The 12414-nt window shown below is 71.5% G+C and carries 10 protein-coding genes; 5 read left to right on the forward strand and 5 right to left on the reverse strand.

Going from position 1 to position 12414, the window contains the following annotated elements:
* The first annotated feature begins 52 nt into the window (after window positions 1-52).
* The 5 genes from DOO78_RS00150 to DOO78_RS27270 all read left to right on the forward strand — a co-directional run bounded on the left by DOO78_RS00150 (window position 53) and on the right by DOO78_RS27270 (window position 7033).
* Window positions 53-1999 (forward strand): alpha/beta hydrolase domain-containing protein, encoded by a 1947-nt coding sequence (locus DOO78_RS00150; RefSeq protein ID WP_111467722.1) that lies wholly within the window; start codon window positions 53-55, stop codon window positions 1997-1999.
* A gap of 123 nt (window positions 2000-2122) precedes the next feature.
* Complete coding sequence (locus DOO78_RS00155) at window positions 2123-3340, forward strand: acyl-CoA dehydrogenase family protein (RefSeq protein WP_111467723.1); 1218 nt, start codon at window positions 2123-2125, stop codon at window positions 3338-3340.
* Window positions 3341-3743: 403 nt separating this feature from the next.
* Window positions 3744-5195, forward strand: coding sequence for an MFS transporter (locus tag DOO78_RS00160; protein WP_111467724.1), 1452 nt, complete (start codon window positions 3744-3746; stop codon window positions 5193-5195).
* 63 nt (window positions 5196-5258) lie between these two features.
* A complete protein-coding gene (locus DOO78_RS00165; protein ID WP_111467725.1) occupies window positions 5259-5765 on the forward strand; it encodes a flavin reductase in 507 nt (168 codons plus the stop codon).
* 218 nt (window positions 5766-5983) lie between these two features.
* A complete protein-coding gene (locus tag DOO78_RS27270) occupies window positions 5984-7033 on the forward strand; it encodes a calcium-binding protein (protein ID WP_207802729.1) in 1050 nt (349 codons plus the stop codon).
* 334 nt (window positions 7034-7367) lie between these two features.
* Here DOO78_RS27270 and DOO78_RS00175 read toward each other — a convergent pair whose 3' ends face one another.
* From DOO78_RS00175 to DOO78_RS00195, 5 genes are all read right to left on the reverse strand, one after another.
* Window positions 7368-8492 carry a branched-chain amino acid ABC transporter substrate-binding protein gene (locus tag DOO78_RS00175; protein WP_111467726.1) on the reverse strand — a complete coding sequence of 375 codons (1125 nt, stop codon included), beginning with the start codon at window positions 8490-8492 and terminating at the stop codon, window positions 7368-7370.
* 73 nt (window positions 8493-8565) lie between these two features.
* On the reverse strand, window positions 8566-9315 hold the full coding sequence (locus DOO78_RS00180; protein ID WP_111467727.1) for an ABC transporter ATP-binding protein: 750 nt from the start codon (window positions 9313-9315) through the stop codon (window positions 8566-8568).
* Window positions 9312-10154, reverse strand: coding sequence for an ABC transporter ATP-binding protein (locus DOO78_RS00185; RefSeq protein ID WP_456308889.1), 843 nt, complete (start codon window positions 10152-10154; stop codon window positions 9312-9314). Before DOO78_RS00185 ends, DOO78_RS00180 begins: the two co-directional genes overlap by 4 nt.
* Window positions 10151-11458 (reverse strand): high-affinity branched-chain amino acid ABC transporter permease LivM, encoded by a 1308-nt coding sequence (livM, locus tag DOO78_RS00190; RefSeq protein ID WP_111467728.1) that lies wholly within the window; start codon window positions 11456-11458, stop codon window positions 10151-10153. Before livM ends, DOO78_RS00185 begins: the two co-directional genes overlap by 4 nt.
* Window positions 11455-12369, reverse strand: coding sequence for an ABC transporter permease subunit (locus DOO78_RS00195; protein ID WP_111467729.1), 915 nt, complete (start codon window positions 12367-12369; stop codon window positions 11455-11457). The genes livM and DOO78_RS00195 overlap by 4 nt, the downstream gene beginning before the upstream one ends.
* Between the last annotated feature and the right edge of the window lie 45 nt (window positions 12370-12414).

Consider the following 12414-nt stretch of genomic DNA (forward strand, 5'->3'; position numbering starts at 1 on the left):
ATTCCCCGCCGCCGGAAGGGCGCCTACCCTCCCGCGCCGGAGGAAACCGCCCATGCGCCGAGCCCTGCTGCGCCTTGCCGCCGCCTGCCTGCTGACCGTCGCGGCGATGGCCGCCGGCCGGGCGGAGGTGACGCGCCTCGATCCCGAGGGGCCGCCCGCCCCGGCCTTCGGCGGCCGGACGTTCGGCGAGGCCGGCCAGTACGAGCGGCTGGCCTTCAAGGCCACCATCGCGCTCGATCCCGCCAACCCGCGCAATGCCGGCATCGTCGACCTCGCCATCGCGCCGCGCGACGCCGCGGGGCGGGTGGAGGCGGTGGCGGATCTGGTGCTGCTGCGCCCGACCGGCCAGGGCAACGGCGCCCTGCTGGTCGAGGTGCCGAATCGCGGCCGCGAGCTGCTCGGCCAGCTCCTGGACGACACCGCCGCGGCAAACCTGCTCGCCGAGGGCCGGGAGGCCGGCAACGGCTACCTGCTGCGGGAGGGCTATACCCTCGCCTGGATCGGCTGGCAGGCCGATCTCGCGCCGGGGGAGGGGCTGCGCCTGGCCGCGCCGGCGCTGCCGGGGGTGACCGGCCTCTCGCGCGAGGAATTCCTCTTCGACCACCTCCGCAGCCCGGTGACGGCGCCACTCACCTATCCGCTGGCGACGGAGGCGGGGGCGCGGCTCACCGTACGGGCCCGCGCCGAGGATCCGCGGCAGACCCCGCCCGATCTCGGCTTCCGCGTCACCGGGCCGCGGCAGATCGAGATCACCCGCCCCGCCGGCTTCGATGCCGGCGCGCTCTACGAGCTGATCTACACGGCGAAGGAGCCGGTGGTGCAAGGCATGGCCTTCGCCGCCCTGCGCGACATCGCCGCCTTCCTGCGGCATGCGCCGGGGCCGCAGAACCCGCTGGCCTCGGCGGGCGTCGCGCCGGAGCGCGCCATCCTCAGCGGCATCTCGCAATCCGGGCGCTTCGTGCGGGACTACCTCTATCAGGGCTTCAACGAGGACGAGCAAGGCCGCCAGGTCTATGGCGCCATGCTGGCGCATATCCCCGGCACCCGCCGGACCTTCACCAATGCCCGCTTCGCCCAGCCCGGCCGCAACCCGACGCCGCATGGCGACCGGCTCTATCCGGCCGACCAGTTCCCCTTCGCCTATGCGACCAGCGAGGACCATCTGACCGGCCGCCGCGACGGGCTGCTCGAGCGGTGCCGCGCCAGCGACACCTGCCCGCGCCTCATGCAGACCGACAGCGAATACGAGTTCTGGGGCGCCCGGGCCTCGCTGCTGGTCACCGACACGCGCGGCGACCCGCTGCCCCTGCCGCCCGAAGTGCGGGCCTATATGCTGGCCGGCCATCCGCATTTCGCCGCGGCGCAGGCCGTCGCCTCGCGGATCGACCGCTGCGCCCTGCCAGTGAACCCGCTGCAGGCCGGGGCGCCGATGCGGGCCCTGCTGCTGGCGCTGGATGCCTGGCTGCGCGAGGGGAAGGAGCCGCCCGCCAGCCGCTACCCCGACCGCGCCGCCGGCACGCTGCAGCCCGCCGAGGGGCTGTACCCCGCCATTCCCGGCCTGCCCTATCGCGGCGAGCACGGGCCGGCGCAGCTGGTCGATGCCGAGGCGATGCCGCCGGCGGTCAAGGGCGAGTATGCCGTGCTGCTGCCCCGCGTCGATGCCGACGGCAATGCCGCGGCCGGGCTGCGCAGCCCGGTCCTCGCCGTGCCGAAGGCGACCTATACCGGCTGGAACCCGCGGGCCGAGGGCTTCGCCCCCGGCGCCCTCTGCTACAACACCGGCGCCGTGCTGCCCTTCGCCGCGACCCGCGCGGACCGCCTGGCGGCGGGCGACCCGCGTCCCTCGCTGGAGGAGCGCTACCCGGACCAGGGCGCCTATGTCGCCGCGGTGCGCCGGGCGGCGGCGCATCTGGTGGCGGAGCGGCTGCTGCTGCCGGCCGATGCCGCGGCCATGGCCGCCGCGGCGGCGGAGGACAGCCTGGCCCGGCTGCATCGCTGAGGGAGGCGCAGGCGGCGGACGGTCGGCCGTCTTGCACGGGCGCGACGATCCGCCCCATGCTGGCCGCAACCGCCGACGCGGCCGCCATCACCGGCGCACGGCAGCAACAGGGGAGGTGCCATCATGGCCTTAGCCGCAGCCGGCACCCTGCCGCCGGAGCACCGGGCGGCGGTGCCGGAGCCCGCCCCCGTGGCCGAGGCCCGTGCCCTCATCCCGATGCTGACGGCCGCCGGGCCCGCCATCGATCGGGCCAAGGCGCTGCCGCCCGAGGTGCTGGACGCCCTGCAATCCCGCGATTTCCTGCGTCTGCTGCTGCCGCGCGCGGTCGGCGGCCGCGACCTGCCCCTGCCCGATTTCGCCGAGATCTGCGAGGCGCTGGCCATCGGCGATGCCAGCACCGCCTGGTGCGTATGCCAGGGCAATGTCTCGGCGATGAGCGCCGCGGCCTATCTGGCGCCGGAGGTGGTGCAGGCGCTGTTCGGCGAGCGGCGGAGCGCCCTCGCCTGGGGCGCCCGGCACGGCCAGGCACGGGCCGTCGTCGTCGAGGGCGGCTACCGGGTGACCGGCGCCTGGGATTTCGCCAGTGGCAACCGCCATGCGACGCTGCTCGGCGCGCATCTGCCCGTGGTCTTCCCCGATGGCCGCCCGCGCCTCTCGCCGGAGGGACGGCCGGAGGATGTGACGGTGCTCTTTCCCCGCGCGGCGGCCCGGGTGGCGTCGGAATGGAACGCGATCGGCCTGCTCGGCACCGGCAGTGATTCCTACGAGGTCCAGGACCTCTTCATTCCCGAGGCGCATGCCTGCGCCCGCGACCGCTTCGAGGCGCGGCGGGACCATCGGCCGGTGACCGCCATCACTTCGCATCTCTGCTACGCCACCGGCTTCTCGGCCACCGCCCTCGGCACCGCGCGTAGCCTGCTCGATCGCACCATCGCCCTCGCCCGCGGCAAGACCGCGCGCGCCGGGGCGCAGCCCATGGCCGAGAACCACAGCGTGCAATCGGAGGTGGCGCAGCTCGAGGCCAGCCTGCGCGGCGCCCGGATGTACCTGCTCGGCACGGTGCGGGAGGTCTGGGCCGAGGCGGTGGCGCAGGGCGAGCTCGCCATGGCCAGCCGCATCGCGCTGCGGTTGGCCACCACCACGGTGATGCGGCAGGCGACCGATGTCTCCATCGCCTGCTACCGCGCCGCCGGGACCACGGCGGTGCTGGAGGCGAACCCCTTCGAGCGGCGCTTCCGCGACGCCATGAGCATCTCGCAGCACCTGCAGGCGACGCCCTGGCATCTGGAGACGGTGGGCCGCTGGCTGCTCGGCAGCCCGGAGCGCCCGGCTTTCGTCTGAGACCAACGGCATGGATATTCCATTCATGCCGAGCGCCCGGATGGGCGCCGCCGGTCGCGCCGCAAGGCGCGCCTGCCAGCGCGACGCGGCGAAGCCAAGCACACCGGAGGGTTGCGCCCGCCGGCGTTCGAGGGGGCCGTTGATGGGTCACCAGCAACGGCCGTTGGGATGAGGCCTGGTGCGCGACGTGCCGACCTGCGGCCCGCAGGGCCGGATGCCCGACTGGGCGTCGCGCCGAGGGACGCGGAGGTGAACCCTTCGCGCGCTTGGTATGACGCCCCTTCACCGGCGCCTCGCGGCACCCCTGGCCTGCCTCCGGCCTCCCCGCGCCCGCCGGCGGGAACCGCAGGCCTGTCGCAACCGCTTCACCCGGCGGGACCTGCCCTGCCCAAGGAGACCGCCCATGCGTGACACGCCGGGCCCCGCAGGGGGCGAGCGCTTCGAGACGGATGTTCCCGCCCGGCTCGACCGCCTGCCCTGGAGCGGCTTCCACTGGCGGGTCGTCATCGCGCTCGGCATCACCTGGGTGCTGGACGGGTTGGAGGTGACGCTGGTCGGCAGCCTGGCCGGCGCCATCCACCAGAGCCCGTCGCTGGCGCTGACCGAGAGCCAGATCGGCCTCACCGCCTCGGCCTATCTGATCGGCGCGGTGATCGGCGCGCTCGGCTTCGGCTGGCTGGCTGACCGGATCGGCCGGCGGCGGCTCTTCTTCGTCACGCTGGTGGTCTACATGCTGGCCAGCATCGCCACCGGCTTCGCCTGGAATTTCTGGAGCTTCGCGCTGTTCCGGGCGCTGACCGGGGCCGGCATCGGCGGCGAGTACGCGGCGGTGAACTCGGCCATCCAGGAGCTGATCCCGGCGCGCTACCGCGGCACCACCGATCTCTGCGTCAACGGCACCTTCTGGGGCGGGGCGGCGATCGGCGCCGTGGTGGCGCTGGTGGTGCTCGATCCCGCCCTCGTCGATCCCGAGATCGGCTGGCGCGCCGCCTTCGTGGTCGGCGGCGCGCTCTCCCTGGTCGTGCTGCTGCTCCGCCGCCACCTGCCGGAGAGCCCGCGTTGGCTGATGCTGCACGGGCAGCCGGAGGAGGCGAGCCGGATCGTCTGCGGCATCGAGCGGGAGGTGGTCGAGACCAAGGGCTGGCTGCCGCCGCCGACCTATGGCGCGGTGGTGCTGCACCGGCGCGGCGCCGCCTCCATCGCCGAGGTCTGGCGGGCGATGTTCGACAGCCATCGCGACCGGGCGGTGCTCGGCCTGGTGCTCATGTCCTGCCAGGCCTTCTGCTACAACGCCGTCTTCTTCACCTACGCGCTGGTGCTGACCCGCTTCTACGGCATCCCGCCGCATGAGATCGGCTGGTTCATGCTGCCCTTCGCCCTCGGCAACCTGATGGGGCCGCTGCTGCTCGGGCGGTTCTTCGACACGATCGGGCGGCGGCCGATGATCACCGGCACCTATGCGCTGGCGGGCATCCTGATGGCGGCGACGGGCGGCGCCTTCGCCGCGGGCTGGCTCTCGGCCTGGGAGCAGACCCTGGCCTGGACGGTGATCTTCTTCTTCGCCTCCGCCGCCGCCTCGGCCGCCTATCTGACGGTCGGCGAGAGCTTCCCGCTCGAGATGCGGGCGATGGCGATCGCCCTCTTCTACGCCATCGGCACCGCGGCGGGCGGCGTCGTCGGCCCGGCGCTGTTCGGCTGGCTGATCGAGGGGGGGCAGCGCCTCGACATCTTCTGGGGCTACCTGATCGCCGCGACGCTGATGCTGATCGCGGCCGCCACCGAATGGCGGCTCGGCTTCGCCGCCGAGGGGAAGCCGCTGGAGCAGGTCTCGACCCCGCTCTCGGCCGGGCGGTGAGGGGCCGGGTTCCCATTCCGGCGGCCCGTGCTTAACTCGCCCGGAACAGCAAGGCCGAGCGCGATGACCGTCACCCGCCAGGAATTCCGCGATGCCATGGCCCGGCTGGGCGCCGCGGTGAACATCATCACCACCGGCGGGCCCGCCGGCCGCGGCGGCTTCACCGCCAGCGCCGTCTGCAGCGTGACGGACGAGCCGCCGACGCTGCTGGTCTGCATGAATCGCGGCGCGACGGCGGCGCCGGCGATGAAGGCGAACGGCACGGTCTGCGTGAACGTGGTGGCCGCCGGGCAGAAGGAGGCCGCGATGGTCTTCGCCGGTGTGACCAAATGCACGATGGAGCAGCGCTTCGAGGCGGGGAGCTGGACAAGGCTGGCCACCGGCGCGCCGGTGCTGGAGGGCGCGGTCGCCTCCTTCGATTGCCGCATCGCCGAGATCGTCGAGAAGGGCACGCACCTCGTGGTCTTCGCCGAGGTGCAGGCGATCCTGATCGGCAGCCGGCACGACCACGGGCTGATCTATTTCGGTCGTGACTACCATCCCGTGGGCGCAATGGCGGCTGGCCCCTGACCGGTAGGGCAGGCCGGGAGGACAGGATCGGCCCCTGCCGAGGCGTCTATTATTCCGAACAAAGCATTATTTCGATGACGTTGGTCTAGGCCATTCCGGTATTCGGGCACCGAAATTCAACTCCTGAGGCAAATCACACGTGGAATTTATATATTTTTTAGCTATTACGGCTGTGGCGGCCGCAACGGTGCCGTATGGATTCGAAGAGACAATTCTCCATGAAACTGATCAATTTCCAGGCGCCCTCCTCCGGCGGCGCGCTCGATGCCTCAGCGACCACCGGCAATGCCGTCATGCGGGGCGATATCGGCGACGATACCCTGATCGGCAGCGCTCAGGATGACCGGCTCGCCGGCAGCAGCGGCCACAACCTGCTGGTTGGCGGCGCTGGGGCCGACCACTTCTTCACCACCACCTATTTCGACGAGTCGGACACCATCGTCGGCGGCGATGGCGACGACAGCATCTACATCGCCACCACCTCCACCGATTTCGCCCGCGCCGACATCCACAACGCGCTGGCCGACCTGACCACCTTCATGAAGACGAAGGCGGGCGACCCGAGCGCGCATTTCGTGAACGCGGTGCTGAACCTCGACATGAGCGGGGTGGAGCACGCCTTCCTCCGCCTCGATGGCGTCGTGCAGCCGCTCGACGTGTCGCCCCTCGATGCCGGCACGCCGACGCCCACGACCAGCGCGGTGACGGTGACGGCGACCGCGGCCATCTACAACCATGATGGCGATGTCTCCGGCGAGGGCGCCGGGGCCCCGGTCAGCATCGATCTCGGCACCGGCACGGGGCGGGTGGTGACGGTGACCAATGTCGGCGGCGGTGTCGCCTTCGGGCCGGACAAGGTCTACAATGACGCCGACGGCTTCGACTTCCCGCTCGGCACCTCGCTCGACCCGACCGCCGGCCTCTCCGGCCTGACGGTGCCGAAGAGCGGCATGCTCGTCGGCGTCTTCCTCGACGGGAATGAGCAGGCGGCCGGCCATGCCATCCCGGCGACGCTCGACTTCGCCACGCTCGGCACGGATTTCACCACGCTCGCCCCGGGCGTCGACCAGGTCTTCTACATCGGCGACGGGCTGACCGGCACGCGTGACGGCACGGTGCAGCAGTTCCACGTGCCCGACGGAGCGACCACGCTGCTGCTCGGCATCGCCGACGGCACGGCCTTCCACGGCCATCCGGAGGCATATGCCGACAACAGCGGCGCCTTCACGGCGCAGGTCACCGTGCAGGACAATGTCTGGCACGTCTGAGTTCTGGCACGTCTGAGTAGCGGAGGCGCGCCCGGGCGCGAGGGCCTGGGCGCGTCGCGGCCACGGCCGGATGGTCCGGCGGCCCGGCCCCCCGTCGAGGCAGGATGGGGGATGGAATTGCGAAGGGCCCCGGCGGTCGCCCGCCGAGGCCCTTCCATTGGTCAGAGGCGTTGCCGCCCCGGCTGGCTCAGGACGCCATCCCCGCAGTGGCAGGGACGATGATCCAGGCCGCGACCGCGGCACCCGCCTTCGAACAATGAGACATCTGGATCACCTCCTTTCGGTTGTTGACGACTGCGATGAGAATGGCGCTGCGCCCGGCCGGCTGCAAGTCCTACATCTCGGAATAGGTGCCATTCTTCCAGACGTAGAAGACGTAGTCCGGAACGGTCACGTCGCCCTTCTTGTCGAAGCTGATCTCGCCGAGCACGGTCTGGAAGGGCCCCTGGGCCTTCATCGCCTCGGCGATCTTCTTCGGATCCAGGCTCTTCACCTTCTCCGCCGCCTGCGCCCAGATCTGGATCGCGGCATAGGTGTAGAGGACGTAGCCCTCCGGATCGATGCCCTTCGCCTTGAAGCGCTGCACCACCTCGGCGGCGCTGGCGCGCTTCCGCGGATCGCTGCTGAAGGTCATCATGGCGCCTTCGCCGGCGGCGCCGGTGATCTGCCAGAACTCGTTGGTCACCAGCGCGTCGCCGCCGATCAGGGTGACGTTCATCCCCTGCTCCTTGGCCTGGCGCAGGATCAGCCCGGCCTCGGTGTGGTAGCCGCCGATATAGATCACCTCGGCGCCGGCCCCTTTCAGGCGGGAGACCAGGGCGTTGTAGTCGCGCTCGCCGGGCGTGTAGGCGGCGTAGAGCGTCTCGGTCGTGCCGGCTGCGTTCAGCGCCTTCTTGGTCTCGTCGGCGAGGCCTTTGCCATAGGCGGAATTGTCGTGGAGGATCGCGACCTTCTTCCCCTTGAAATGCTCGGCGATGTACTTGCCGGCCACCTGGCCCTGCTGGTCGTCGCGGCCGCAGGTGCGGAAGGTGTTCCAGCCGCCGTCATCGGTGAAGCGCGGATTGGTCGAGGCGGGGCTGATCTGCAGCACCCCCTCCTCGGCATAGACCTTGGAGGCCGGGATCGAGCTGCCGGAGCAGAAATGCCCGGCGACGAAGCGCACGCCGCGGCTGGCGAGCTGGTTGGCGACCGAGACGGCCTGGCGCGGGTCGCAGGCATCGTCGCCGACCTCGAGCACGAGCTGGCGGCCGAGGACGCCGCCCTTGGCATTGATGTCGGCCACCGCCTGCTCGGCGCCGGCGCGCATCTGGCCACCGAAGGCGGCGTATTGCCCGGTCATCGGTCCGGCGGTGGCGATGCGGATCGGGCCGGAATTGCCCTGCGCCCTGCCGGCCCCGGGAAGCGCAACCGCGGCGGCGGCGGCCAGCGCCACCCCCAGCATCAGCCTTCTGCTCAGCATCCCTGTTCTCCTGACGACTCGTCCGGCATGGCGGCCGGCCGTTGCGGACTGTAAGCGACGGGGCGGGGCCCTGTCAGCCGTGGCCGCCGCCGAGATAGGCGTCGCGGATCTCCGGCCGGGCCAGCAGGGCGCGGCCGGAGCCTTCCATGGTGATCCGGCCGTTGACCAGCACATAGGCCCGGTGCGCCAGGCGCAGCGCCAGGTTGGCGTTCTGCTCGACCAGCAGCACGGTCAGCCCGGTCTCGGCGTTGAGCTGGCGGATGGCGTCGAAGATCTGCCTGACCACCAGCGGCGCCAGGCCGAGCGAGGGCTCGTCCAGCAGCAGCAGCCGCGGCTTCGACATCAGCGCCCGGCCGATCGCCAGCATCTGCTGCTCGCCGCCCGAGAGGGTGCCGCCGCGCTGCCAGAGCCGCTCCTGCAGCCGCGGGAAGAGGCGGCAGGCCTGCGCCATCTGCGGCGCCGGGTCCTCCTTGCTGAGCGCCTCGGCGCCCATCAGCAGGTTCTCCCGCACCGTCATGCGCGGGAAGATGCGCCGCCCCTCCGGCGACTGGGCGACGCCGCGGCGCATGATGGCGTGCGTCGGCTGGCCGGTGATGTCCTCGCCGCCGAGGCGGATGCGCCCGGCGCGCGGCCGGGGCTGGCCGCAGATGGTCATCAGCAGCGTCGACTTGCCGGCGCCGTTGGCGCCGATCAGCGTCACGATCTCGCCCGGCTGCACCTGCAGCGAGACGGTGTTGAGCGCCTGCACCGCGCCATAGCCGGCGGAGACGCCCTCGACCTCGAGCAGCGGCGGCGCGGTGGCGGCGGCCGGGGCGGCGCTCATGCCGGCACCTCGGTCGGCGGCGCGTCCTCGTCCTCCTCGCCCTCGCCGAGATAGGCGGCGATGACGCGCGGATCGGCCCGCACCACGGCCGGCGCATCCTCGGCGATCAGCTTGCCATGGTCGAGCACCACAACCCGGTCGCTGATCCGCATCACCACGCCCATGTCGTGCTCGATCAGCAGCAGCGAGGTGCCCTGGCCGCGGATATCGAGCAGCAGGCGCGCCAGCTCGTCGGATTCGCGCGGATTGAGCCCGGCGGCGGGTTCGTCGAGGCAGAGCAGCAGCGGCTCGGTGCACATGGCGCGGGCGATCTCGAGCCGCCGCTGCGCGCCATAGGGCAGGGCGCCGGCCGGGTCGTCGGCGCGCTCCAGCAGCCGCGTCGCGGCGAGCCATTGCCGGGCGAGGTCGATCGCCGCCCGCTCGGCCTGCGGATAGCGGGAGAGGCCGAGCACCGCGCCGATGCCGAGGCCGGTCGCCGCCATCAGCTTGTTGTGCTGCGCGACGAGCAGGTTCTCGAGCGCGGTCATGCCGGGGAAGAGGCGGATGTTCTGGAAGGTGCGGGCGACGCCGGCGCGGGCGATGCGGTAGCCGGGCAGGCGGTGCAGCGCGATGGCCGGGCCGCTCGCCGGATGCAGGCGGATGCTGCCGCTGCTCGGGCGGTAGAAGCCGGTGATGCAGTTGAACAGCGTGGTCTTGCCGGCGCCGTTCGGGCCGATGACGGCGGTGATCTCGCCGCGGCGGGCGGCAAAGGAGACGTCGGAGACGGCGGTCAGCCCGCCGAAGCGCATGCTGAGCGCCTCGACTTCCAGGATCGGCGCGAGGCCGGCGGCCGCGCTCAACCCCGGCCTTCCCCGACCAGGTCGCCGCCGATGGCGCGCTTCTGCCCGAGCGCGATGGAGGGCGTGCGGGTGCCGACCAGGCCGCGCGGCCGCAGCACCATGATCACCACCATGGCGCCGCCGAAGACCAGCATCCGCCACTCGTCGAGGCCGCGGAACACCTCGAAGCCGCCGATCATGACGAGCGCCGCGATGGCGACGCCGATCTGGCTGCCGAGGCCGCCGAGCACGACGATGGCGAGGATGATCGCGCTCTCGATGAAGGTGAAGCTCTCGGGGCTGATGAAGGCCTGGCGGGTGGCGAAGAAGGCGCCGGCGAAGCCGCCGAACATGGCCCCCAGCGCGAAGGCGGTCAGCTTGGTGACGGTGATGTTGATGCCGAGCGCCCGGCAGGCGATCTCGTCCTCGCGCAGCGCCTCCCAGGCGCGGCCGAGCGGCTGGCGGCGCAGCCGCAGCGTCACCCAGTTGGTCAGCAGGGCGAGGCCGAGGATGAGGTAGTAGAGGAAGATCACCCGGTGGCTGGGCGAGGGCTCGAGGCCGAAGAAGCCGGCGAAGCTGCCCTCGCCGCCGCCAGCGCTGAAGGGCAAGCCGAAGAAGCTGGGGCGCGGGATGCCGCTGATGCCGTTCGGCCCGCCGGTCAGCTCGGTCCAGTTCAGCAGCACCACGCGGATGATCTCGCCGAAGGCGAGCGTGACGATCGCCAGGTAGTCGCCGCGCAGCCGCAGCACCGGGAAGCCGAGCAGCATGCCCCAGAAGGCGGCGAGGATGCCGGCGAGCGGCAGGCAGATCCAGAAGGAGAGGCCGAAGCTGGTGGAGAGCAGCCCGTAGGAATAGGCGCCGATGGCGTAGAAGGCGACATAGCCGAGGTCGAGCAGCCCGGCGAGGCCGACCACGATGTTCAGCCCCCAGCCGAGCATCACATAGGTCAGTACCAGGATGCCGATATCCAGCTCGTAGCGGCCGATCGTGGGCAGGAAGGGCAGGGTCAGCGCCAGGGCCAGCAGCAGCGGCGCGACCAGGCGGCCGCTCTGCTGCAGCCGCAGGGTCCAGGGGCCGGGCGCGGTGCTGGGCCGCAGCGCCCGCCGGCCGAGCCAGGTGGTGAGCAGCAGCCGGCCGAGGAAGACGAGGCCGCAGAGCAGCGCCACCACCGCCCAGCGCTGGCGCAGCACGAGGCCGCCGGTCGGGCCGATATCGGTGCGCAGCCCGACCAGCATGGCGAAGAGGCCGAAGGCGACCGCGGCGGCGATGGCGGCGTCGCGCAGCGCGAAGGCGAGGCCCGCCTTCGGGGCGGCGACTCCGCTCATACCTTCTCCACCTCCTGCCGGCCGAGCAGGCCGGTGGGGAGGAAGATCAGCGTGACGGCGAGGATCGAAAAGGCGGCGACATCCTTGTACTGCACGCTGAAATAGGCCGACCAGAAGGTCTCGATCAGGCCGATCAGCAGCCCGCCCAGCACCGCCCCGGGCAGCGAGCCGATGCCGCCCAGCACGGCGGCGGTGAAGGCCTTCACCCCGGCCAGGAAGCCGATGTAGAAATCGATCACCCCGTAGCGCAGCAGGTACATGGTGCCGGCGACGGCGGCCAACGCGGCGCCGATGACGAAGGTGAGGCTGATCGTCCGGTCGGTGTCGATGCCGAGTAGCGAGGCCATCTTGCGGTCCTGCTCGCAGGCCCGCATAGCGCGGCCGAGCGGGGTGCGGGTGACCAGGATGGTGAAGGCGGCCAGCACCGCCAGGGTCAGGGCGATGATCAGCATCTGGATGTAGGAGAATTGCACCACGAAGGGCCCGTCGCGCATCACCTCGACGCCGCCCGGGATCAGCGCCTCCAGCGGCTTCGGCCGCGCCCCCTGGCTGACCTGGATGTAGTTCTGCAGCACGATGGAGAGGCCGATCGCCGAGATCAGCGGCGCCAGGCGGAAGCTGCCCCGCAGCGGCCGGTAGGCCACCCGCTCCATCGTCCAGCCATAGAGGGCGGTGACCGCCATGGAGACGAGCAGGACGGCGAGGATCGCCGCCGGCCCGGCCATCAGCCCGCCCATCTGCAGCAGCAGGACGGTGATGAGGGCGACGAAGGACCCGATCATGAAGATGTCGCCATGGGCGAAATTGATCATGCCGATGATGCCGTAGACCATGGTGTAGCCCACCGCGATCAGGCCATAGATCATGCCCAGGCTGATCCCGTTGATCAGCTGCTGCAGCGCATAGGCCAATGGTGTCTCCTGGCCGTGAAGGATCCCTGTGGCGGCAACGCTAGA

It is taken from the genome of Roseicella frigidaeris, assembly GCF_003258945.1.
In the GTDB taxonomy this organism is placed as follows: Bacteria; Pseudomonadota; Alphaproteobacteria; order Acetobacterales; family Acetobacteraceae; genus Paracraurococcus; species Paracraurococcus frigidaeris.